Source organism: Pseudenhygromyxa sp. WMMC2535 (assembly GCF_011083025.2).
The window spans coordinates 2,651,340-2,674,358 of record NZ_JABJWV010000001.1 but is presented as its reverse complement, the minus strand read 5'-3'; the positions used below and the strand labels follow the sequence as shown (position 1 = coordinate 2,674,358).

At 69.1% G+C, this 23,019-nt stretch carries 16 protein-coding genes and 2 tRNA genes; 12 read left to right on the top strand and 6 right to left on the bottom strand.

Translation table 11 applies throughout. From position 1 onward, the window contains the following. The first annotated feature begins 27 nt into the window (after nt 1-27). The 3 genes from G6O69_RS10215 to G6O69_RS10205 are packed head-to-tail and all read left to right on the top strand — an operon-like array spanning nt 28 to nt 5,924. A complete protein-coding gene (locus G6O69_RS10215; protein ID WP_172303329.1) occupies nt 28-867 on the top strand; it encodes a hypothetical protein in 840 nt (279 codons plus the stop codon). 42 nt (nt 868-909) lie between these two features. Next, a complete protein-coding gene (locus tag G6O69_RS10210; protein ID WP_172303328.1) occupies nt 910-5,289 on the top strand; it encodes a methyltransferase in 4,380 nt (1,459 codons plus the stop codon). After that, on the top strand, nt 5,289-5,924 hold the full coding sequence (locus tag G6O69_RS10205) for a peptidoglycan recognition family protein (RefSeq protein WP_172302433.1): 636 nt from the start codon (nt 5,289-5,291) through the stop codon (nt 5,922-5,924). The genes G6O69_RS10210 and G6O69_RS10205 overlap by 1 nt, the downstream gene beginning before the upstream one ends. A gap of 319 nt (nt 5,925-6,243) precedes the next feature. Here G6O69_RS10205 and G6O69_RS42050 read toward each other — a convergent pair whose 3' ends face one another. Both G6O69_RS42050 and G6O69_RS10195 read right to left on the bottom strand, forming a co-directional pair. Next, nucleotides 6,244-8,205 carry an oligopeptide:H+ symporter gene (locus G6O69_RS42050; protein WP_172303327.1) on the bottom strand — a complete coding sequence of 654 codons (1,962 nt, stop codon included), beginning with the start codon at nt 8,203-8,205 and terminating at the stop codon, nt 6,244-6,246. 148 nt (nt 8,206-8,353) lie between these two features. Next, entirely contained in the window at nt 8,354-8,818 is a 465-nt protein-coding gene (locus tag G6O69_RS10195) for a hypothetical protein (RefSeq protein WP_172303326.1), read from the bottom strand. A 191-nt stretch (nt 8,819-9,009) separates the two neighbouring features. On the opposite strand from G6O69_RS10195, the gene G6O69_RS10190 reads away from it, so the two are divergent. Both G6O69_RS10190 and G6O69_RS10185 read left to right on the top strand, forming a co-directional pair. Next, a complete protein-coding gene (locus G6O69_RS10190; RefSeq protein WP_172303325.1) occupies nt 9,010-10,293 on the top strand; it encodes a cytochrome c peroxidase in 1,284 nt (427 codons plus the stop codon). A gap of 58 nt (nt 10,294-10,351) precedes the next feature. Further along, nucleotides 10,352-10,930 (top strand): hypothetical protein, encoded by a 579-nt coding sequence (locus G6O69_RS10185; RefSeq protein ID WP_172303324.1) that lies wholly within the window; start codon nt 10,352-10,354, stop codon nt 10,928-10,930. 105 nt (nt 10,931-11,035) lie between these two features. On the opposite strand, the gene G6O69_RS10180 is transcribed toward G6O69_RS10185, so the two are convergent. Beyond that, nucleotides 11,036-11,122, bottom strand: a tRNA-Ser gene (locus tag G6O69_RS10180). Nucleotides 11,123-11,185: 63 nt separating this feature from the next. On the opposite strand from G6O69_RS10180, the gene G6O69_RS10175 reads away from it, so the two are divergent. From G6O69_RS10175 to G6O69_RS10155, 5 genes are all read left to right on the top strand, one after another. Then, a complete protein-coding gene (locus G6O69_RS10175) occupies nt 11,186-11,947 on the top strand; it encodes a CPBP family intramembrane glutamic endopeptidase (RefSeq protein WP_172303323.1) in 762 nt (253 codons plus the stop codon). A 115-nt stretch (nt 11,948-12,062) separates the two neighbouring features. Beyond that, a tRNA-Arg gene (locus G6O69_RS10170) sits at nt 12,063-12,136 on the top strand. 80 nt (nt 12,137-12,216) lie between these two features. Next, complete coding sequence (gene tadA / locus G6O69_RS10165; RefSeq protein ID WP_346017026.1) at nt 12,217-12,795, top strand: tRNA adenosine(34) deaminase TadA; 579 nt, start codon at nt 12,217-12,219, stop codon at nt 12,793-12,795. Further along, nucleotides 12,796-13,752 (top strand): hypothetical protein, encoded by a 957-nt coding sequence (locus G6O69_RS10160; RefSeq protein ID WP_172303322.1) that lies wholly within the window; start codon nt 12,796-12,798, stop codon nt 13,750-13,752. Nucleotides 13,753-13,759: 7 nt separating this feature from the next. Then, nucleotides 13,760-14,305: an EF-hand domain-containing protein gene (locus G6O69_RS10155; protein ID WP_172303321.1), complete on the top strand. Its 546-nt coding sequence runs from the start codon at nt 13,760-13,762 to the stop codon at nt 14,303-14,305. 182 nt (nt 14,306-14,487) lie between these two features. Here the strand turns inward: G6O69_RS10155 and G6O69_RS10150 are convergent, their stop codons facing one another. Beyond that, nucleotides 14,488-15,594, bottom strand: coding sequence for a serine/threonine-protein kinase (locus tag G6O69_RS10150; protein ID WP_172303320.1), 1,107 nt, complete (start codon nt 15,592-15,594; stop codon nt 14,488-14,490). A gap of 123 nt (nt 15,595-15,717) precedes the next feature. Here G6O69_RS10150 and G6O69_RS10145 point away from each other — a divergent pair, with 123 nt between their 5' ends. Then, entirely contained in the window at nt 15,718-17,001 is a 1,284-nt protein-coding gene (locus G6O69_RS10145; RefSeq protein WP_346017025.1) for a sigma 54-interacting transcriptional regulator, read from the top strand. Nucleotides 17,002-17,019: 18 nt separating this feature from the next. Here the strand turns inward: G6O69_RS10145 and G6O69_RS10140 are convergent, their stop codons facing one another. Both G6O69_RS10140 and G6O69_RS10135 read right to left on the bottom strand, forming a co-directional pair. Continuing rightward, nucleotides 17,020-17,388 carry a hypothetical protein gene (locus tag G6O69_RS10140; RefSeq protein ID WP_172303319.1) on the bottom strand — a complete coding sequence of 123 codons (369 nt, stop codon included), beginning with the start codon at nt 17,386-17,388 and terminating at the stop codon, nt 17,020-17,022. A 510-nt stretch (nt 17,389-17,898) separates the two neighbouring features. Then, nucleotides 17,899-21,585: a vitamin B12-dependent ribonucleotide reductase gene (locus tag G6O69_RS10135; protein WP_172303318.1), complete on the bottom strand. Its 3,687-nt coding sequence runs from the start codon at nt 21,583-21,585 to the stop codon at nt 17,899-17,901. Between the two features lie 886 nt (nt 21,586-22,471). Between G6O69_RS10135 and G6O69_RS10130 the strand changes: the two genes are divergently transcribed. Then, a complete protein-coding gene (locus tag G6O69_RS10130; protein WP_172303317.1) occupies nt 22,472-23,005 on the top strand; it encodes a hypothetical protein in 534 nt (177 codons plus the stop codon). Nucleotides 23,006-23,019 lie beyond the last annotated feature (14 nt).

Genomic DNA, 23,019 nt, shown 5'->3' with positions numbered 1-23,019 from the left:
GAGAATCGAGAGCAAGAGGATGCAGACATGAGCACGAAGTGGATCGCCTGGCTCGCCGGCGGCGTCGGATTAGCCGCCGTCATCGGTGGCCTCGTCTGGGCCTACAAGCGGCGCCAAAACGGGCAAGCGAGCCCCAATGAGGACGGGGACAGCCCCGACATCGTTCCCAGCGCGCCCCCGCGAACGCCTGGGGGCGCCAAGCAGACCCTGGGGTACGAGTTCCTCGGGGACGAGGCGCTCAACAAAGAGGAGTCCGAGACCCTCGATGAGATCCTCGGCGACGGCTGGCCACCCTCGGAGGAGACGCTCGACCAGCTCGAAACTGGCGACGTGATCGTCTTTGGGGTCGAGAGCCGACCGGTCGGCGCCTACAAGGCCGCACGCGAACTGATCTCGGCGAGCGTGATCGTGGTCGAGAAGACCCTGATCCGCGCGCGGGTCACCGGAGAGATCCGCTACGCCGAGCACTTCGGAACCAACGCGGGCCACGGCCTGCGGGCGGGGATGGCCGTCGACGTGCCGCGCTCCGTCGTGCTCGGTGCCGGTCGTCCGCAGCCCGCCGAGGGCTACGGGAGCAAGGGTGAGCCCGTGGACACCTTCAAGGCCAGCACCGAGACCGGGAAGACCTACAAGATCCACCCGAGCACGCCCTACGACTTTCAGCTCCCCTATCGCACGAAGGAGCTGGAGTGGTACGTGGATCCACAGCTGGCGACGATGAAGCACATCGGGGAAGACGGCCTGCTCGAGCAGGTCATGTTCACCGAGGGCAGCATGCGCGGAGACGTGACGGTGCGGGCGATCGACAACGATCCCATGCACGGCAAGGTCCTCGTGGGCCGCTGGGACTTCGTGCTGGACGACTGAGCGTTCGCCGGCGAGGCCGGCGACGAGACAACGAGGTGAGAGATGCAGATCGAAGCTGCGCAGCTGCGCATGGCAGACGTCGTCTTGGTTCCGGGTGTCGGTGAGCAGGAAGTCCGTCGACTCGAAGCGGGCACAGACCGAGTTCGAGCCTGGTTTCGCGGAGACGAAGCGCAAGACGCCCCCAGCCAGACATGGCCGCCCTCCGAGGTGCTGACGATCAAGCGGCCCGGGGACATGTTCGAGGCGCCGGCCCTGCCGCGACCCAAGACGGTGCACGAGGCCAACCGGCGGATCATCGCGCGTCTACGGGCGATCGGCTGGGAGTCCCATCAGGGGGGACGCTACACCTACGTCAGCGATCCCACAGACTCCGTGCGCCTCCAGCTGCGCGAGCAGGTGGTCCATCACCAAGGTCGGATCCGCAACCATCGTGGTTCCTGGACGTGGAACCCCAACACGGCGTCCATGGGTTTCACCAAAGACTATGCGATGCAGCTCGACCGTGAGGTCCCTTCGCTCGCGCGTGAAGCCGAGGAAGCCGCGAGGGCGCGACACGCATCCGACCAGGCGCTGATCGACGCGCAGCGTGAGCAGCTGGGTCCGCCCTCGTCGACGGCGGACATGTCGACGCAGGTGGTGGTTCGCTACTCGCGGATCGCAGGGGTGATCTTGTGCGGGGAGACCTACCCGCACCGCGCGAAGATCCGGGAGATCCGTGTGCCTTATCGGCTCAAACCGTCCCGGCGGCTCCCGAAGGGCTGCGCTTGGTACGTCCCGCGGACACGAGACACCTTTCAGCCGCGCGAGCGCGTCGAGCAGCTCGTGGAGGCGCTGCGCCTTCGAGGAGTGCCTGCGGTGCTGGACTACGACCACGAGCCCGAGGCCGACGCCTTGAAGACGGTCCCAGCCCTCGCCCCGGCACCAAAGACTCCCACGGCCTCACGCGCGAGGGCGAAGACGAAGGCGACAAAGCCAAAGCCCCGAGGTCGGACGCCCGACGCGAGCAAGCGCGCAGCAAAGCTGCGGGCGGTCGCGGACAAGGCCGCCGCCGCCGCGCGCCGCGAGCTCGACACCGACCGCCTCGAGAACACCCACCGGCGGGCCGAGCAAGCCGCCAGCGTCCGGCAACGGGCGCGCGGAGAGCTGGCGATCGCCGAGATTCTGCGCAGGGCCGCCGATGAAGTCGAAGCTGGCGAGCTCGAGCATGTCTCGCGGATCTCCAACAAGACCCAGGTCAAGGCGTTGGATCTCGAGCTTCGGCGCGCGGGCTGGGAGCGGGCGCGTAGCGAAGGACGCCCGTCGTCGAGCGTCACCAAGCCTGCTGCCGAGGACATCGCGTTTGCGACGCTGAGGCCCCTTCGTGCGTCCAACTACGCCGTCGATGACCTCTTGAAGGCCACCGAGGGGCTCTCGGGTGTCTCGGGTGATCGCGCCCGCGTGCGAGCCCTCCACAAGAAGATGCGCGACGACAAGGCCGAGCTCGACGCCGAGGATGTCGAGGCCGTCCGCGCCCTGCTCAAAGCCGCCAAGAAGCACGAGCGCAAGGTCTTCTTGCCCTCCGAGATGCTCGCCGACGATCTGCGCAGCCGCGACCGACTGGCGAAGCTTTCGGTCACCGACACCGTGTCCCTCAAGGCCGCGCTGCGCGAGTACCTGGGCTGCTGCGCGGTCGCTCCCAAGGGCGAGGATCCCAAGCACGCCCGCGGGCGCAAGCTGCTGAACATCAACATCTCGGGGTTTGTCCCGACCCCCGAAGACCTCGCCAAGCGCGTGGTCGATGCCGCGGAGATCGAGGCGGGCATGCGCGTGCTCGAGCCCTCGGCGGGTGCGGGGGCGTTGGCCTCGGAGATCCGTGCCCGTCACCCGGACGCGACGCTACACCTGATCGAGCTGAGTCCCACGCTGCGGGACATGTTGTGTGAGGACGGCTTTGAGGTGATCGCGCGAGACTTCTGCGCGCACGTGCCCGAGCGACCCTACGACCGCATCGTGATGAACCCGCCCTTCGAGCGTCAGCAAGATGTCGAGCACATCGAGCGCGCCCTGGGGATGTTGGCGCCGGGTGGGCGCCTCGTAGCGATCGCGTCGGCCGGGCTCCAGCATCGCAGCGACAACAAGACCGAGCGGCTGCGCAAGAAGCTGCTCGAGCTCGACGGCAGCATACGGAAGCTCCCCGCAGGGTCCTTCAAGGCGTCGGGCACCGCCGTCGAGACGGTGCTGGTGATCGTCGACAAGGCACCGGCGAAGAAGGTGATGCCAGCGCACGAACAGCCGGTCCCCAGTTCTGCCAAGACACGGTCCCCGGGATCCTCGAAGCGGCCAGCGCCGAGCAGGGACATTCAGCACCTGCTCAGCAAATGGCGTCGCCACGAGGCGCAGCGCCAGCAGGTCGACAAGGAACGCTACTGGAACGCCATCCCCAAGACCGCGTGCTGGATCCGCAAGGAGGGGAGCGTCTCCGTGACGCTGTGCGCGGCTTTGCTCGACGAGCCGACCGGCGACTGTCCGCCGACCCAGGCCATGCTGAAGGGGAACTCGTCGCAGCTGGTGCTGTGCCAAGCGGGCGAGGGCCCCGAGTATTTTCGGGGACACACGCCTGGGATCACCGCGGCCAAAGCCGAGGCCGACAACCGGATCGTCCGCGGCCGCATGCGCCGCTTCGCCGAGCTCGATGCGCCGACGCGCCCCGTGGCCATCGACGACTTCGAGGCACAAGAGCAGCTCTTGGACACGCTGGTACCCACGCGAAGGGTCTACCTCCCGCGCATGCCCTTCCAGCTGCTCGACGTGGTGCTGCTTCCACCCCAGATCGTGACGCCCGACGGGGCGTCCGTCTCGATCCTTCGCTGGCGTGGCGCGATCCCCAAGGACGCGAAGATCGTCATGCAGGTGAGCGCGAGCAGTCGGATGGACTTCGATACGTTCGAGGCCAAGCTGGGCTCGACGCTCATCCCCTACCGCGGCCACGTGGCTCCCTCGACCGCAGCGCACGTGTTGAAGGAGATCCCCGCGCCTCGTCGTGCCGAGCTCGCGGCGCGTGGTCTGACCATGCACGATATTCAGTTTGGGCGGATCGGTAGGCGCTCGCTGTACTGGCTACACGACCACGAAGGCCGGTTCACCTACGGGCCCGTGACCGCGACTGGAGAGCACGTCAACACGAAGGCGATCCGAGCGCACTTCAGCAAGCTCTACGCCGAGCCAGCGCTTCCCTTGCCCGAGCTGCCCGCAGGCTGGGATCCCAAGACGACGCTTCAGATCACGAGCCTCATCAGCAACCGGGTGGTCTGGAACCTGTGGGACGCCAAGGCGGGGAAGATACTCTTCAAGGCGGAGGGCGACGAAGACTGGCTCGAACAAGACGCCCTCCCGAGGCGCGCGCAGTGGGCCGAGAAGGACGGGTTCGTGGACATCATGCACGCCTCGGCGTACGCGCTTCACGAGGCTGTGAAGCGAGCACCCGACTCCGTTCGGCTGCGCGTGGCCGGGCCGTGGCTGGGCGTGCTCTATCCGAGCGACTTCGGGGACCGGGTGAGCTTCGATCCGCCGACGGGTGGAGCGGTGAGCGTGGAGCAGGCGACCGAGGAGTACGGCGAGTACGTCTCCTTGCTGAGCGCGTCCCCGGACAATGAGCCGCTTCAGCTGTGGGTGAAGATGGGGCCGAAGAGGATCCGCTGGGTGAAGCGGTGGCTTCGAGAGCAGAGCTCGGCGAGGGCGGTTTCCAAGCGGTCGAAGAAGACTTCTGCGGAGGACGATGACATGGGCAAGCACAAGAAGAAGACCACTGCCACCAAGAAGAAGACCGTCGCCAAGAAGAAGACCGCCGCCAAGAAGAAGGCCGCCGCCAAGAAGAAGGCCGCCGCCAAGAAGAAGACCACCGCCAAGAAGAAGACCGTCGCGGCCAAGAAGAAGACCGCCGCCAAGAAGAAGACCACCGCCAAGAAGAAGGCCACCGCCAAGAAGAAGACCGCCGCCAAGAAGAAGGCCACCGCCAAGAAGAAGGCCACCGCCAAGAGGAAGACCACGACCAAGGCGGGAGCACGCAAACGAACTGAGAGTCCGCAGACCGAGCGCAACGAGGGCAAGCGCCGGGAGCCCAAGGGGTTTCGGCTGCGTCGCAACGACAAGGTCCGGTTTCGCTCCAACTCGCGGATCGCCATCGGCCTGGGCATCGACAGCGAGCGCGTGTTTCGGGTGCTGCGTGTCGTGGCCCGCGACAACCGGGAGTTCGCTGTCCTCGACTTGGGCCTGACCAAGCCCAGCCAGGCGCCCGCGATCCCCGTGGGTCATCTCGCCTTGGTCGAGCGCGCAGACGCGATGCCGGCAGACATCCGCCGCTGCGCCGCACGGCTCTCCAAGCTCGGGGGATCTGTCTCGAAGGCGACTCAGCGGCTCATGGTCGAGCTCGCGCGGAGGTACTGATGCTCGAGCTCGTCCTTGGCCTGTCGTCGGTGCTCGCCTCTGGGGTCGTGATGGCCTGGGCACGGGCGCGGGCGAACACGCTCGAGGTCGTGGATCTGCGCGCGGAGGCCCCGGCGAGCAAACGCCAGGTACGCAAGGCCACGGTCGATGCTGTCGTCCTTCATCAGACTGGATTTTCTCGTGGGCTCGATCCGATCCGCTATCGCAAGGTGACAGCGCACTTCGTGGTCCTCCCCGATGGGACCGTGGTGCAACTGCATCCCGTGTCGGCGCGCTTGTCAGCCTCGAACGGGTTCAACTCGAGGTCAGTCGCGGTCGAGTTCGTGGGGAATTTTCGGTCGGTGCAGGGTGGGTGGTGGAAGCCGGAGAAGTACGGACGCAACACGCCCTCCGCCGCACAGATCCGTGCGGGTCGACAGCTTTTGCGCGAGCTTCAGCGAGTGGGCGTGCGCTACGTGTTTGCGCACCGGCAGAGCCTGGAGACGCGAGGGAACGACCCGGGGCCGGAGATCTGGCACGCGGTCGGGCAGTGGGCCGTGACGGCGCTGGGCATGTCGGACGGCGGCCCGGGGTACGCGGTCGGGACCGGGGCGCCGATCCCCGACGCGTGGCGACGAGCACCGACGCTGGCGTGATGATCTCTCGAGCATGGAGACGAGGGCGACCCGGCGGGTCGCCCTCGTCTCTTGTGCGATCGATCTCGATCGGCTAGAAGTGCTCCCAGCCGGCAGTTCTGGGCCTCTACAGACCCTTTGGCACCGGCAAGGATCGATCCAGAATAGCCCCCGAGCCGTCTCCACCATGTCTCCACGAGATCGGAGGAATTGGGGGGACGGATGGGGACTCACGAGGACTCGATGAAGGGGCGGCTCCAGGCTCCGAGGTGGCGTCTGCTGCAAAAGATGTGCGGTGGCGCCTAGTTAGAGAACCGATGTCAGACTCCACCACGGGCTCCTAGCTCAGCCCCTCGATCGCCGCGTCGAGCTTGGGCAGGAGCAGGCGGATGAACACGGCGACCGCGGCCGCGAGCCCGGCGAGGACCAGGAAGAAGGCCACCGGCGACATCATGTGCTGGATCCCGCCGAAGAAGCCCGAGAACTTGTTGCCGAAGGCCGTGGCCAGGAACCATCCGCCCATGGCCAGGCCGACCAGGCGCTTGGGCGCGAGCTTGGTGACCAGCGACAGGCCCATGGGCGAGATCAGCAGCTCGCCTGCGGTGATGATCGCGTAGAAGCCGACCAGCCACCAGCCCGAGACCCGCATGGCGCCGCCGTCGGAGGCCAGGCCCGCGAGGGCCATGAGCAGCAAGGAGACCGTGGTCAGGCACAGGCCATAGAAGACCTTCTGGGCCGTGGTCACGTTCTTGCGCGCGCTGATCCACCCGAAGAGCAGGACGATCAGCGGGGTGAAGGCGACGACGAAGAGCGCGTTGAGCGACTGGAAGAGCTCGGGGTTGATGACCGGGAGCCACTTGCCGGGCTCGAGCTGCTCGGGCGGATGACCAAAGCGCGCTTCGTAGCCCGAGTAGATCTCGTCGAAGCTGTCTTGGGTGACGAGGTAGGTCGGGAAGACCTCGCCTCCGGGCGTCTTGCGCATGAACGCGACCCGGCGCAGGGCCGGCTCGCGCTCGGGGATCTTCGCCGAGTAGGAGGGCACGCCGTGGGCGTCCTTTTCTTCGACGACCTCGACCTTGCCGTCGGCGTAGATCGCCGTGGCGAACTGGAAGAGCGCGGCCTCCTCACCGCTGAAGTCCGTGGCCTGGGCCTTGGGATCGAAGTCGCGCAGCTCGAGCTCCGGGTAGCGCGCGGTGATCTGCGCCAGGGTCTGCTCGTCCATGCGCTTTTGGCCGAACATGCGGACCACGGCGGGGTCCTCGACGACCACCAAGTTGGCCTCGGCGGGGCGCGGGACGTCCTCGCCGGCGTTCTTGTAGTAGGTGGGCAGGGCGTCTTGCTGGAAGGCCGCCGGGGCCGCGATGTCGCGGGCCGTGTCGTCGGCCGCCCACTGGGTCATGGCCGAGCCGTTGAGGTGCAGGACCATGAAGAAGGTGCCGCCGGCGACGTAGATCGGCAGCAGCGCGAACATCCCGGGGCGCTCCTTGTCGCTGACCGTGCGCGGCAAACGAATGAAGTAGATGATCACCGGGATCATCCCGATGATGAAGCCCATGGTCGCCGGGGTCACCGCGAAGTCGGGGATGAACTTGTTGGCGATCACGTAGGTGATCACGCCGACGACCAGCGCGGGCATGAGGATCTTGCCGGCGACGGCCCCGAAGCCGGCGTCGTTGGGGTCTTTTTCGGGCTGGCGATCCGCGTGGGCGAGGACCTTCCACCCGAGCAACAAGATGATCACGCCGAGGATCAGGCCAAAGCCCGCGACCCGGAAGACCATCAGCCAGCCGTAGGTGTTGCGGATCCCCGAGCTCAAGAACGAGGCCAGGAAGGCCCCGATGTTGATGCCCATGTAGAAGATGTTGAAGCCCGAGTCGCGCTTGGGGTCGCCGGCCGCGTAGAGGTTGCCGACCATGACCGAGATGTTGGGCTTGAACAGGCCGTTGCCGAGCACGAGCAGGACCAGGCCCGAGTAGAAGAAGGTGGTCCCGGGCACGCTCATGGCGATCAGCCCGCCGGCCATGACCAGGCCGCCGATCAGCACCGAGCGGCGGTAGCCGAGCATGCGGTCGGCCAGGATCCCGCCGACGAAGGGCGTGAAGTACACGAAGGCGAGGTAGAAGCCGTAGATCTCGTTGGCCTGCCCCGAAGGTAGGGCCAGGCCGCCGCGCTCGAAGTCCTTGGCGTAGAGCAGCAGGACGTTGAGCATGGTGTAGAAGGCCAGGCGCTCCCACATCTCGATGAAAAACAGCCAGGGCAAGCCCCTGGGGTGACCGAAGATCTTCTTTTCGTCTGCTACCACGGGTGCGCCTTTTCGCGGCGATCATCGCCGCTGGCGACCCCTACCGCAAGCCAGCGAGCGCGCCGACGAAAGCGGTCGACGACGCAGCCCCGAGGAATGCGTCGATGACAATGTCGCCTCGTCGGGCGACTGCATCATTCGGGCCCGCTCAGGGCTCGATGAAGAGCGCCTCGAGCTCCTCGTCATCCTCCGCCAGCTCGCGCACGACCCCCGGGATGTCGAGGGCCTCGACGCTCCCGCGCCGGGGGATCGCCCAGCGCTTGCGCGACTGGTAGCGCACGATCTTCTTGGGGTCACCCTCGAGCTCGATGCACAGGTCGAAGCCGCGGTCGGGGGTGCAGCTCTTGGTCTCGACCGGATACTCGCGCTGGTCTTGGAGGATGTAGATGACGCCGCTGCTCTTGCCCTTGCCCGTCCACAGGAAGCTGTCGTGGGCGCCGCGGTAGACCGAGCCGTGGTAGAAGCTGCCGCCTGCGCGCTTGCCGACCTCGGTGACGACGAAGGCGTCGACGCGGTCGCGCGGGCTCGTGGGCAGCTGGCTGACCCACAGGCGGTCGCTGACCTCTGCCGGCGGGGCGCTGCGGCAGCCGGAGATGAGCATGGGCGCGATCAAGGCGGCGCTCAGGCCGAGGCCGCAAAGGATGCTGCGAGGGAGGCGGGGGCGAGTCCTGGGCGAGGTCACCCCCAAATCGTGACAAGCGCGCGGCCGCGCAGCAAGGTTTGTCCGCGCAGGCCACTCGCGCCGCGATCTCGGCGCTTGGCGGGGGCATTTGCCTCAGCGGGAGGTGCGGATACCATGCCGCCATGACCAGCGCCGGCCCCACGCGTCGTCTCGTCCCCCTCGCCTGCGTCCTGCTCGCCAGCAGCTTCAGCTTCGCCTGTGACTCCGCCGAGGAAGGCCACGGAGCTGGGCACGGCCCCGCGGGTTTCGAATCACACATGGGCCGCGTGCCTCTCACGCCTCCCGAGGTCGACGAGGACAGCGTGGACCCCAAGGCTCTGCGCGAGCAGGCCCTCAAGCACTTCGCGCCGCTGCCCAAGGAGTTCGTCAGCCCCGAGAACGAGCTCACCGAGGAGAAGATCGCCCTCGGGCGCATGCTCTACTTCGAGCCGCGCCTGTCCAAGGCCGGCGACATCTCCTGCAACAGCTGCCACATGCTCGACGTCTGGGGCGTGGACAACAACCCGACCTCCCCCGGTCACGAGGGTGCCCTGGGTGACCGCAACTCGCCCACGGTCTACAACGCCGCCGGACACTTCGCGCAGTTCTGGGACGGCCGCGCCGCCACCGTCGAGGAGCAGGCCGGTGGCCCGGTGCTCAACCCGGTCGAGATGGCCATGCCCGACGAGACCTCGGTCAAGACGGTGCTCGACGGCATCCCCGGCTACGTCGAGGCCTTCGCCAAGGCCTTCCCGGGCGAGGACGACCCGGTGACTTTCAAGAACATGGCCCACGCCATCGGCGCCTTCGAGCGTCGCCTGGTCACCCCGGCGCCGATCGACGCCTGGCTCGGCGGAGACGACACCGCGCTCACCTCCGACGCCCTCGCGGGCCTCAAGATCTTCCTCGACGCCAGCTGCACCGACTGCCACAACGGCGTCGGCTTCGGCGGCCAGAGCTACCAGAAGCTCGGCGTGGAGAAGGACTGGGCCGGCCTCGAGGACGAGGGTCGCTTTGCGATCACCGCCGACGAGCGCGACCACTTCGTGTTCAAGGTGCCGAGCCTGCGCAACGTCGAGAAGACCGGCCCCTACCTCCACGACGGCTCGATCGTCGACCTGCCGACCATGGTCAACAAGATGGTCGAGCACCAGACCAAATACGACGAGCTCAGCGACGAGCAGATGGGCCAGATGCTCGCCTTCCTCGGCTCGCTCACCGGTGAGCTGCCCGCGGACGAGTACATCGCCGAGCCCGAGCTCCCCGGCATGGGCGAGGTGGTCGCGGCCGCCGAGGAAGCCGCCGCCGAGGAGGCTGCGGAGGCCGTCGCCGAGAAGGCGGACAAGCCCGAGGCCGCTGACGAAAAGACTGCCGAAGAACCCGCCGAAGAACCCGCCGAAGAGCCCGCCGAGGACGCAGCCGAGTAGCCGTCGACGATCCCCGACGCTCGCGGGCGCCGCGGGTGGCATGTTATCCACTGCCACCATGCGTGCGCCCGCTTTGTTTGTGCTGCTGCCCTTCACCTTGCTCCTGGCCTGCAAGGACCAGGCACGAGAGCGAGGCGTGGGCGAGCGCGAGGCGCCTGCGCCCACGGCCGAGGCGCCCGCGGCCGACGCGGCCCAGGCCAAGACACCCGGCTCCAAAGCGCCACCGCCTGCGCTCGAGGCCGCCCTCGAGGCGCCGAGCAAGATGGGCGACGCCGGCCTCGAAGACTTCCCCATCGCCTTGCCCGCGGCCCAGAAGGTGACCCTCTCCGACCGCAGGACCCTGGACGATGGGCGCGAGGCCTTCACCCTCAACTACGAGGCCGTGGCCGGGGATCCCAAGGCCGTGGCCGCGCAGATCCAGGCCGAGTTCGAGGCCGCCGGTCTGGCGGTCGAGCGCAAGGACTTCGGCGGCGACCAGGGTGAGATGATCTCCCTCGCCGCGACCCGCCCGGCTCCAGGCGATGATCCCGGGGACGATCCCAGCGCAGGAGCCGTGGCCGCCAACGCGACGATCGCCACGACCCGGGACAATCCCGCGGTGACCGTGGTGATCGGCTGGCACGGCCCCAAGCCCTGACTCACTCGACGCGCAGCACCGTCATCATCCCGCCCTCGACGTGGGGGAGGAGCCCGCAGACCCAAATAAAAAATCCGCGCCGACTCGGAGGAGGCGGCGCGGACACGGAGCCAGAGGGATTCGAACCCTCGGTAGGGTTACCCCTACACAGGATTAGCAATCCTGCACCTTCAGCCACTCGGTCATGGCCCCAGGGGGCGCAGAAGCTAGCGGCATTGCTCGCCGCTTGCAAGGCCGGCACACTGGTCTCCGAGAGTGAGCCAACCCGCGCAAAATCCGCCCGAGTCCTCGGCGCTGGCCAAGGTCAGCGCCGCCGTGACCGAGGCCCTCTTCCTCGCCCTGGCCTTCTTTGGCGGCCTGATGGTGATCACGCTGCTGATCCTCATCGGCGTGCTTCCAGACGTGAAGGTCGCGCCCTGGTCGGGGATCTTGGCCGGGCCGATCCTCATGGCCAGCGCGGCCGGTAGCTACTACGCCCTGGAGCGCCTGCGCGCCAAGCAGGGGGAAGATCACACGGCAGACCCCCTGGTCCCGCGTGAAGATCGCAAAGGTGGCCTGGCGAGCGCGCTCCTGGTCCCCCTCTTCGTGCTCGCGGCGCTGGTCGGCAGCGCGACCCTCGGCTGGCTGCAAGAGGCGATCTTCGGGGCCAAGGTGGCCGAGCAGGAGGTGATCGTGGCCCTGGTCGAGCGCGGCGACGTGTTCGAGCTGGCCTTCCTGGCCAGCGTGGCCGTGATCTTGGCCCCGCTGACCGAGGAGCTGCTGTTTCGTCACATGTTCTTCCGCCGGCTGCGGCACAGCGCGGGCGCGCAGCTCGCGTGGGTCCTCCCCGCCGTGGCCTTCGCCGTGTCCCACTGGAACCCGATCGGCCTGGCGATCTACACCTGGCTGGGCCTCGTGTTCGCCTTCGCCTACCTGTACACGGGCCGCTTTTGGGTGGCAGTCGCCGTTCACGCCGGCCACAACGCCCTCGCGCTGGCCATGCTCGTGTGGTTCCCGCAAGAGCTGGCGAGCGGCTGAACATGGGGCCGCCAGCGGCTGGACGTGAGACCCCTCGCTGGCGAGCCGCCGCGAACCCTTGCGTCCCAAGCCTGCCCCTGCTAAATCCCGCAGCCCGCAACACGACAAATCTCCTGCACCCATAGCTCAGCTGGATAGAGCGTCGGTCTACGGAACCGAAAGTCGGAGGTTCGAATCCTTCTGGGTGCGAAGAGCCCCGCCCCCCAAGCGAAAACGCGAAAGGGGCGGGGCTCTGGCTTTTTTGGCGGCTTGGGGCGATCCTGAGGCGCGTGGAGGACGGTGGCTCCCTGCGCGAGGCGGATCTTCGCTACATGCGCCTCGCCATCGAGCTCGCGGCCCAGGCCGGCGAGCGCGGTGACGTACCGGTGGGCGCCCTGGTCGTCCGCGACGGGCGGATCTTGGGCATGGGCTTCAACAACCGCGAGCGCGACCACGACCCGACGGGCCACGCCGAGGTCCTCGCCCTGCGCGAGGCCTGCCGCCAGGCCCAGCGCTGGCGCCTCGACGGGGCCTGCCTCTACGTGACCCTCGAGCCGTGCCCGATGTGCGCCGGCAGCCTGGTCAACACCCGGGTCTCGCGGCTGGTCTACGGCGCCCACGACCCCAAGGCCGGAGCCGTGCGCAGCCTCTACCAGCTGTGCGAGGACCCGCGCTTGAACCACCGCCTCGAGGTCGTCGGGGGCGTGCTCGCGGACGAGTGCGCCGCCTTGCTCAAGGACTTCTTTCGCGCCGCCCGGGCCCGGCACCGCAGCCGTCGACAGGCGGGCGGCGGGCCGCGCTGGTCCGAGGGCCCGCGCTGGACCGAGGGCTCGCGCTGGTCCGGGGCGCCGGAGGGGGAGGAGCGCTGAGTGAGCCAGGCACTCCAAGACGAAGTTCAACAGATCCAAGGCATGCTCACCCGCGAGCGCCTGGCCGTGGATCTATGCGACGGCAAGCGCACCGCCTTCTTGACCCACATCGGCGCGCCGCCGCGCCTGGTCCCCGGGCCGTGGATCGCCCAGCGTCAGCAGGTCCTGGCCCTGGCCCTGGCCAACCTCTCCCCAGGTCAGCGCACCTCTTTGGCCAAGGCCGTGGTCGTCGAGTGGGGCCGGGAGTTCGGCGTCGGCCGCATGGTGCTCTCGGCCATCGCCTCGGGCCTGCCCCTGGGCGGCTCCTCCCTGAGCATGCGCCCGCGCACCCCCGGCGGCGACGGCTCCCCCCACGTGCTCTACACCTGGGCCCTGGGCGCGCGCGCGACTCCGGTGGAGGTCGACTGGCTGCTGCTCCGCGCCCAGCCCGAGTGGGCCCTGGACGCGGGCCCGCGACAGATCGGCGTGCGCGGCCTCGAGACCCTGGCCCAGCTCGGCGGCTCGGTGCTGATCTTGGTGCCCAGCGCCGTCGCGGCCCGCCAGCTCGCCGACGCCGTCGGCGGCAAGCTCCCGCTCGACTCGCACCCGCGCTTCACCCCCTTCCTCGAGCACCACGAGCCCAACGCCGCGCTCTTGCTGTGGCCGCACGACGCCATCCGGGCCAGCTCCCTCGACAAGCGCCGCTTCTCCACGGTCGTGCTCGTTGGCGCGCCCGAGCCCGTGCGCCAGGAGGCGCTGCGATGGGCGAGCGGTCGCCCCGGCGTCGAGCTTGTCGACGTCGCCTGCCCCGGGCGGGTGGATCGCAAGGCCCTGACCCGCTACTGGCAGGCCTGCGGCCGGCCCAAGGTGCTGCTGCGGGGGGATCCGGAGTGGGCCGCCCAGGGTCAGCGCTGGCTCGAGGCGATCGGGGCGACCGTCGCGGCGCACTCCGAAGCCACCCAGCTCGGGTTATTTTGAGCGCGCCATGACCGAGCGCCAAAACCCCCTGCTGAAATTCCGCGACGCCCTGGCCATCGACTCGGTCAGCTTCATGAAGATCTGGTCGCACTACGACCGCGACGAGTCGGGCTACCTCGACTCGCGCGAGGAGCTCGAGGCCCTCGCCCGCGACCTGCTCGAGGCCGGCGGGCGCGAGGGCACCTCGCTCGAGATCGACGACCTGATCTCCGGCTTCGAAGACATCTTCGACGCCGACGGCGACAACCGCCTGGGCCTCGGCGAGCTCGCCGAGCTGCTCGCTGTCGAGGATAATTTTCTGACCCGCTTCAACGGCCGCGACGCCCTGACCACCGCGGAGATCGAGGCCCTTTGCGCCCACTACGACCGCGACCACGACGGCGCCCTGGCGGGCGACGAGCTGCTCGCCTTCGTCCGCGATCTCCTGCGCCGCGAGAGCCGTGAGCCGACCCGGGCCGAGCTCGACCTCTACGCGGCCACGCTGCTGCGCAGCTTCGACACCGATCGCAACGGTCGCCTGGACATCTCGGAGCTCGGCGAGCTGCTGGCCTAGGAGCCCGTGGTGGAACCCAGCGCGGCTCCTCGCGCCGGGATTTTCGTCGAGGGCGCGAAGCCAAAACGCCGCTGTACCGGGCGTACTGCAAGTTTTGGCGACAAAGCCCTCGGCGAAAAGACCAAGCGAGGTGTCGTGTTGGGTTTCACCACGGGCTCCTAGTGCCCGTGGTGATCCCCGCTCTAGTCGTCCAGGGCGAGGGTCTGAAAACTAGCCGTTCGCGCGCGCGCATCCTTGGCCGCGCCGGCTTCGTTCGCGTCCCCATCGTCGTCTTCGCCCAGGAGCTCGCCGACCCAGGCGGCGAGCTCCAAGCTGCCGGCGGGCGCGAGCTCGAGGCGCGCGCGCTGGAAGCCCCGGGCCGCCGCCGCCGCGCTGGGCCGCTGCGCTGGTGCGCGCGAGAGCATCGCCCGCAGCAGCGCGACGAGCTCGGCGTCGAGGGCCGCGAAGCCACGACCGCCAAAGTCGCGGCCCAGCTCGGCGCGACGGATCGCCTCCATGGTCTCGAGCGGCCCCGCGCCGTCGAAGGGCCGCCGACCCAGGAGCAGCTCGTGGGCCGTGACCCCGAGGGCGAAGAGGTCCAAGGCCGCGCTCGCCGTCGCCCCGGTGATCTGCTCCGGCGCCATGTAGGCGTACTTGCCCTTGCGCAGCCGACCCCAGGTGCGGTCGTCCTCGGCGGTGGCCTTGGCGATGCCGAAGTCGCCGAGCTTGACGGCCCCGGCCCGCGAGAGCAGCACGTTGTGGGGGCTGAGGTCGCGGTGGACCAGCCCCAGGGGCCGGCCGGCGTCGTCGCGCAGGTCGTGGACGAAGGCCAGGGCCAAGGCGAGCTGCTCGGCGATCAGCAGGGCGAGGGCCCGGGGCAGCGCCCCGCCGCCCTCGCCCGCGGGCCGCTCGGCTCCCCGCTCCCCGCTGTCCTCTCGCTCGCGCTCATCCTCGCGCTCATCCTCGCGCTCATCCCTGCCCTCGTCCTCGGCCCCCTCCGCGCGAGCGAGCAGCGTGGCCAGATCCGCGCCGTCGACGTGGTCCATGCACAGGTAGTAGGTCTGCTCGTGCAGGCCAAAGTCGTGGACCTCGACCAGGTTGGGGTGGCTCAGCCGCGCGCCCAGGCGCGCCTCCGAGATCAGCAGCCGCTCGAGCTCCGGCCGCCCGCGATGCTCGGGGCGCAGGACCTTGAGCGCGACCTGCTTGTCCCAGCCCGCGGCGCCAAAGCGCTGGGCCAGGTAGACCTCCGCCATGCCGCCAGCGCCCAGGCGACGAAGGATGCGATAGGGGCCGAGGCTGGTTCCAATCACGGACTACCAGGTGTAGCAGGCTGATACCATCGGGTCATCGTCCCCCCCGCCACCATTGCGACCTTCGCCACCGTCGCCCCCGAGCACCCCGAGCACCCCGGCGCCCGCGCGGCGCGGGTCCAGGTGGTCGTCATCGACGGGCCGGACATGGGCCGCGCGACGCCCTTGCCCGCCCCGCCTGCGGTCGTGGTCGTGGGCAGCGATCCGAGCTGTGATCTGGTCTCGAGCGATCCCCGGGTCTCGCGCCGCCACCTCGAGATCGCCATGGGCGAGGCCCCCGGCAGCTACTTGGTCCGCGACCTCGGCTCGAGAAACGGCACGCACTTTCAAGGCGCCGCGATCACCGAGGCCATCGTCGCGCCCGGGGCCACGCTGCGCCTGGGCAACAGCTACCTGCGCCTGCAGCTCGCCCCCCACGATCTCGCGCTCCCGCCCAGCGCCCGCAACCGCCTCGGCGAGCTCGTGGGCCAGAGCCTCGCGATGCGCGAGCTCTTCGCCGTGCTCGAGCGCGCGGCCGACAGCGAGATCACGGTCTTGCTCGAGGGTGAGACGGGTACGGGCAAGGAGCTGTGCGCCCGGGGGATCCACGAGCTCGGCGCGCGCCGGCGCGGCCCCATGGTCGCCCTCGACTGCGGCTCCCTGCCCGAGGGCCTGGTCGAGAGCGAGCTCTTTGGCCACGTCCGCGGGGCCTTCACCGGGGCCATGCAGGCCCGCGAGGGCGCCTTCGCCCGGGCCCACGGCGGGACCTTGTTCCTCGACGAGGTCGACTCCCTGCCCCTGACCCTCCAGCCCCGGCTGCTGCGCGCCCTCGAGTCTCGGCGCGTGCGCCCGGTCGGCGGCGACGAAGAGCGCGAGGTCGACGTGCGCGTGGTCGCGGCCTGCCAGGGCGACCTCGGCCCGGCCGTGGCCCGCGGCGAGTTTCGCCCCGACCTCTACTATCGGCTCTCGGTCTTGCGCGTGGCCCTGCCACCGCTGCGAGCGCGGCGTGAAGACCTGGGCATCACCGTCCGCGAGCTCCTCGCCCGCCGCGGCTTCGACGATCCCGGCGAGATCGCGGGCCCCAACCTCGAGCGCCTCGTCGCCCACGCCTGGCCGGGCAACGTCCGCGAGCTTCGCAACGTCCTCGACCGCGCCCTCGCGCTCTCACCCGGCGCCCGCAGCTTCGCCCAGCTGCGCCTGCACATGCCCGGGGACCACGGCCAGCTCGCCAGCGGCGACGGCCTGCGCGTCGACACCCAGCTGCCTTACGCCGACGCCAAGCAGCACCTGCTCGACGCCTTCGAGCGCCGCTACCTCGGCGAGCTCTTCGCCCGCAACGACGGCAACATCTCGGCCACCGCCCGCGACGCCCAGCTCGACCGCAAGCACCTGCGCTCCTTGCTGCGCAAACATGGCCTGATCGACTGAGCCACGCTCGGGAGGTGTTCAGGCCGCGAAGGGCGTCGGCCCGCCGTTGGCCGCCGGCGCGATGGTGCGCAGCCGCGGGCCAGCCACGGGCGCGTCGGCCAGGTCTCGCGCCGCGGCCATCCGCACCGCCCGACGCACCAGCTCCCTGCGGTTCGCCGCCCCGGTCTTGGCGTAGACCTCCCGGGCCTGGGCGTCGATCAGCCCCACGACCAACCCCAGCTGCGAGGCGATCCCCCGCACGCTGCCGAGCATGAGCAGGTGGGCCACGGAGCGCTCGCGTCGGTTGAGGCCGTAGGCGTCGCCCAGCGCGTCCACCAGCACGTCGACGGCCGAGGAGGAGAGGTTGGCGGAGAAGGGGGCGGGGAGGAGCGAGAGCGGAGCGTTCATCTCGGGTTCAAGATGACGCCCGAGGGGGCGAACCGTCAGGGACCGCAGGGCCACCGCAGGGGGTCACACCCGAACCCGAGGTCGGGTCCTACAGCTCGGTGAATTTCCTACTCCACCGAGCATTTTCGCGCCCCCCGCAACGAAGTCACCGCTCGTCACCAATGGTCACCAGCAAAGACCCCGCACACCGCCCTCACCCAGCCGAGCCCCGGGCCCCGAAGCCAATCACGGCAGCGCCGATCACCCCGCCTCGAAGAACCAGGCCCGAGGACCGGGCGAAGCCCCAAGCCCAAGCTCCCCAAAGAACCCGGACCAAGCCCCAAGGAGCAAAGACCAAAGACCAAGCCCCCGAGCACCAAAGACCAAGCGAGGAACAGACAAAGACCCCCCTCTGGGGGGTCACTACGTGCGCCCGCCAACTACATGCCTACCCGCCCGAGCCCCCAAGGGCTCGAGGGCCGCGCAGCGGCCCTACTGCGGCTAACAGCAGGACCACCGCGGGGGGCCAAACTAGCTACAGCCGGAAGTGCCGCCGCAGGTCACACACTTGAGGCAAGACCCGTTGCGCACCAGCGTGAAGCTCCCGCAGGCGTCACAAGCGTCCCCCTCGTAGCCCTGCATCTTCGCCCGGCGAACCTGCTCGCCCAGCGCCGCCGAGGCAGCCAGCTCGCTCTGGCGGCCGTTTCCGGGCTTGTTGGCCGCGGCCACCGGAGGGGTGAAGCCGGCCGAGCTCGGCGCCGCGCCGGCGACCGAGGTGCGATCCTCGACCTCGATCTTGCCCTCGCTGACGAAGAGGTGACGCGAGCGCGGCAGGTCGGCGGTCAGCTTGAGCGGGCCGGGGGTGACGACGCGCTCGGACACGACCTCTTCCTCGCGGTACTCGGGCTCGTCATCGCCGGTGGCGTCGGGGGCCAGGTCGTCGGGGAGCACGTGGGCGAGGTCGGTGCGCCCGAGGTAGGAGATCGCCAGCTCGCGGAAGATGTAGTCGATCAGCGAGGTGGACATCTTGATGTTGGGGTGGCCGGTGACCATCCCGTTGGGCTCGAAGCGCGTGAACACGAAGGCCTCGACGTACTCCTCGAGGGGCACGCCGTACTGGAGGCCGAGGCTGATCGCGATCGCGAAGCAGTTCATCAGCGAGCGGAAGGCGGCGCCCTCCTTGTGCATGTCGATGAACACCTCACCGATGGAGCCGTCGCTGTACTCGCCGGTGTGGACATAGACCTTGTGGCCGCCGATCACCGCTTTTTGGGTGTAGCCGGCGCGGCGATCGGGCATCCGCCGGCGCTTGGCGATGTAGCGGTGGACGACGCGCTCGGTGACCTTCTCGATCACCTGGGGCTGCGCCGTGGCCGGGCGCGGGCCCTCGGCGTCGTCGAGATCGTCGAGGTCGTCGAGGATGTCCTCGGCGAGGGCGGCCGAGAGCGGCTGGCTGAGCTTGCTGCCGTCGCGGTAGAGGGCGATGGCCTTGACGGCCAGGCGCCACGAGGCCTCGTAGACCTGCTTGACCTCTTCGACGCTGGCCTCGTTGGGCATGTTGATGGTCTTGGAGATCGCCCCGGACAAGAAGGGCTGAGCCGCGGCCATCATGTGCACGTGGGCCATGGGCCGGATGAAGCGGGTGCCGTAGCGACCGCAGCGGTTGGCGCAGTCGAACACCGGGAGGTGCTCGTCACGCAGGTGCGGCGCGCCCTCGACGGTCATGGTCCCGCACACCCAGTCGTTGGCCTTTTGGATGTCCTCGGCCGAGAACCCGATCCCGCGCAGCAGGTCGAAGGTGGGGTCGGCGAGCTGGGCCTCGGACAGGCCGAGGACCTCGCGGCAAAACGCGTCGCCGAGGCTGTAGCGGTTGAAGGCGAAGGACAGCTCGAAGGCCTGCGCGAGCTCGGACTCGACGCGGTCGATGACCTCCTTGGTGAAGCCCTTGGCCTCGAGGTCGGCGTGGGTGATCGCCGGCGAGCCGGCCAGGGTGCCCGCGCCCTTGCAGTAGCGGACGATGTCCTCGATCTGGCTGCCGCTGTAGCCCAGGCGGCGCAGGGCGGTGGGCACCGACTGGTTGATGATCTTGAAGTAGCCGCCGCCGGCGAGCTTCTTGAACTTGACCAGGGCGAAGTCGGGTTCGATGCCCGTGGTGTCGCAGTCCATGACCAGGCCGATGGTCCCGGTCGGGGCGATCACGGTGACCTGGGCGTTGCGGTAGCCGTGCTGCTCGCCGCGCTCGAGGGCCTCGTCCCAGGCGCCGCGGGCCGCGTCGAGCAGGTAGCTCGGGCAGCGGCGCGGGTCGATGCCGGTGGGGAAGGTCGCGAGCTGCTCGTACTCACCGGTCGCGGCGTCGTAGGCCGCGCGACGGTGGTTGCGGATCACCCGGAGCATGCTCTCGCGGTTCTTGGCGTAGCCGGCGAAGGCCCCGTGCTCGGCGGCGAGCTCGGCCGAGGCGGCGTAGCAGGCACCGGTCATCAGCGCCGTGATCCCGCCGCAGATCGCCGTGGCCTCGGACGAGTCGTAGGGCACGCCGCGGACCATGAAGTAGGACCCCAAGTTGGCGTAGCCCAGGCCGAGGGTGCGGAAGTGGTAGCTGAGCTCGGCGATCCGGGCGCTCGGGAACTGGGCCATGAGCACCGAGACCTCGAGCACGATGGTCCACAGCCGGCAGGCGTGGCGCACGGCCTCGACGTCGAGCTCGCCGCTGGGCTCGACCACGAACTTCATGAGGTTGAGCGAGGCCAGGTTGCAGGCCGTGTCGTCCAAGAACATGTACTCGGAGCACGGGTTGCTGGCGTTGATCCGCCCGCTCTGCGGGCAGGTGTGCCAGTCGTTGATCGTGGTGTCGAACTGCAGGCCCGGGTCGGCGCAGCTCCACGCCGAGAACGCGATCTTGTCCCACAGCTCGCGCGCACGCAGGGTGCGGGCGACCTTGCCGTCGGTGCGCCGGCGCAGGTCCCAGTTGTCGTCGGACTCGACGGCCTTCAAGAAGGTGTCGGGCAGGCGCACGGAGTTGTTGGAGTTCTGACCCGAGACGGTGCCGTAGGCGTCGGAGTCCCAGTTGGTCGAGTACTCGGCGAACTCGAGCTCGCGGGCGCCCTGGCGCGCGAGGGCGACGGCGCGCTGGACGTAGTTCTCGGGCACCTGGGACTTGCGGGCCTTCTTGATCGCCTTGCGCAGGGGGCCGTTCTTGCGCGGGTCGAAGCGCTGATCCCCCTCGAGCTCGGCGTCGGTGACGTGGCAGGCGCGGATGATCTGGTTGAGGTGCTCGTTGCAGATCCGCGAGCCCGTGACCAGGGCGGCGACCTTCTGCTCCTCGATCACCTTCCAGTCGATGTAGTCCTCGATGTCCGGGTGGTCGACGTCGACGACGACCATCTTGGCCGCGCGCCGGGTGGTCCCGCCGCTCTTGATCGCCCCGGCCGCCCGATCGCCGATGCGCAGGAAGCTCATCAGCCCGCTCGAGCGCCCGCCGCCCGAGAGCGGCTCACCCTCGCCGCGGATCTGCGAGAAGTTCGAGCCGGTGCCCGAGCCGTACTTGAACAGCCGGGCCTCGCGGATCCACAGGTCCATGATCCCGTTCTCACCCACGAGGTCGTCGGCGACGCCCTGGATGAAGCAGGCGTGGGGCTGGGGGTGCTCGTAGGCGCTCTCGGACTTGCGCAGCTCCCCGGTCTCGGCGTCGCAGTAGTAGTGCCCCTGGGCCGGGCCGGCGATGCCGTAGGCCCAGTGCAGCCCGGTGTTGAACCACTGCGGGCTGTTGGGCGCGGCCCGCTGGCTGGCGAGCATGGTCACCATCTCGTCGTAGAAGGCCCGAGCCTGGGGCTCGTCCTCGAAGTAGCCGTGCTTGAAGCCCCAGTAGGTCCAGCAGCCGGCCAGGCGGTTGAAGACCTGACGGCTGTCGCGCTCACCGGTGGCCCGCGCCTTGGCGGGGAGCTTGGCGAGGGCGGCCTCGTCGGGCTCGCTGCGCCACAGCCACTCGGGCACGCCCTCCTCGGGGACCTTGCGCAACACGGTCGGCACGCCGGCGCGGCGGAAGTACTTCTGGGCGAGGATGTCGACAGCGACCTGCGACCAACCCTTGGGGACCTCGATGTCCTTGGCCTCGAAGACGAGCGAGCCGTCGGGGTTGGTGATGCGAGAGCTGCGAGCTTCGAAATCGACGCCTTCGTAGGGGCGCTCGGTCTGGCGGGTGAACAAGCGGGAGATCTTCATCGGAGCGTTCGTGTGCGTGGGTGCGAGAGGGGCGGCGCTGGGGCGAAGCGCCTGGGAGGGCGAGAGGGGGACGAAAGCTGCGTCGGGGCTCGGCGCCGGTGACCAGACCGGGCGAGGGGGGCGAAGTCGTGTCGGCCGACTGTCGGGAGACGAGGTGAAGCGAAGCGAAGGAGAAGCAGGGTGGTGAGACCGACAGGGGTGATGCCGACAGGGGCGGGTCGGCGGAGACGGCGACGGGGCTGGCCGCCAGGGCGGCGGAGCGTAGAAGACCACGGGCGCGGACCGAAGGACGGACCGACGTGGTGCTTGTGAGGAGGGATCTGGATCCCCCGGGGAGCTCTCGAGGATGCGCGTGTTGCGGTGACTGCGCGTTGCCGGTTACCCGGGATGGATCGCTTCGGCTCGCTGATTAGCGCGGTTCTGGGTTGGACCGCCGGCGAGCCGGGCACCCCATCATCTTGGGGTGGATGGCCTACCCAACCACAAGATATGGTGTGTTCGCAAGTTCTCCGCGGTTCCCGCGAACGAGAATTATCCACAGGGCCAAGCCCACGGGCTGGACTGATTGAGGCCGGGATCACACCTGCCCCAGGGCTGCAAAGACCGCCTTGATGAAGGGGGGTCAGACCCCCGAGCTTCGGCCACTTCTCGGCTTGGCCCCGGTCTTGCTGCCTGTGGATCAGGGGCAACTTCGCGCCGCCTTCATCCCCAATTCCTCCCCAGCGGAGAACCGGCTCGGGGTGACTTCAAGGTTCGATTGTCACATGGGAGATCTCCTCACGCGGCCCCAAAACACGGGCTTCGCGCCTGCGCTGCATGCGCGTATCCGGCCCGTCTCGTGGTCGGCTCCGGGCCGTGGCACAATCGCCCCCGGCCCGTGGCCCCCATGCCTGGAGATCGCAACGACATCTTGCGCCCCGGCGAGCTCGCTCGCCTGAGCGCCCTCGAGACACTCAAGGGCTTGAGCAACCCCGGCGAGGTCAAGCTCGCCGAGCTCGTCAGCTTCCTCGAGTCCCGCGATCTGTGGTCGCAGTTCTCTCGGATCACCCTTGGAGACCTGCGCGACGCCTTCGGCAAGGCGGAGCCCGAAGCCGACGCCAAGGCGGACACGCCCCGCAAGCGCAAGCGTCGGATCATGAAGGAGGCGCTGCTCGGGCCCGACGAAGACGAGGTCGGCAACGTCGAGGCCCTCGTCCTCGAGGAGAAGAAGCCCGCCGACGGTGGCCTCGACAACGACGAGGTCGCCCGCATGGTGGTGCCCTTCGTCGAGGGCAACGGCGACGTGACCCTCGACGACATCGCCGAATACACCCGCCTGGATCGCAAGGTGCTGCGCCACCACCTCGGGCTGCTCTGCAAAGAGGGGCGTCTCGAGCGCATCGGCGTCGGGCGTCACGCGATCTACTCGGCCGTCGGCTGAGCGAGCCGAACGCG

Bases quoted from the DNA above. Each gene is read 5' to 3' on its own strand.
- G6O69_RS10215 (WP_172303329.1), top strand. From the start codon at position 28: ATGAGCACGAAGTGGATCGCCTGGCTCGCCGGCGGCGTCGGATTAGCC.
- G6O69_RS10130 (WP_172303317.1), top strand. From the start codon at position 22,472: ATGCCTGGAGATCGCAACGACATCTTGCGCCCCGGCGAGCTCGCTCGC.
- G6O69_RS10185 (WP_172303324.1), top strand. From the start codon at position 10,352: ATGCGTGCGCCCGCTTTGTTTGTGCTGCTGCCCTTCACCTTGCTCCTG.
- G6O69_RS10135 (WP_172303318.1), bottom strand. From the start codon at position 21,585: ATGAAGATCTCCCGCTTGTTCACCCGCCAGACCGAGCGCCCCTACGAA.
- G6O69_RS10140 (WP_172303319.1), bottom strand. From the start codon at position 17,388: ATGAACGCTCCGCTCTCGCTCCTCCCCGCCCCCTTCTCCGCCAACCTC.
- G6O69_RS10155 (WP_172303321.1), top strand. From the start codon at position 13,760: ATGACCGAGCGCCAAAACCCCCTGCTGAAATTCCGCGACGCCCTGGCC.
- G6O69_RS10205 (WP_172302433.1), top strand. From the start codon at position 5,289: ATGCTCGAGCTCGTCCTTGGCCTGTCGTCGGTGCTCGCCTCTGGGGTC.
- G6O69_RS10190 (WP_172303325.1), top strand. From the start codon at position 9,010: ATGACCAGCGCCGGCCCCACGCGTCGTCTCGTCCCCCTCGCCTGCGTC.
- G6O69_RS10210 (WP_172303328.1), top strand. From the start codon at position 910: ATGCAGATCGAAGCTGCGCAGCTGCGCATGGCAGACGTCGTCTTGGTT.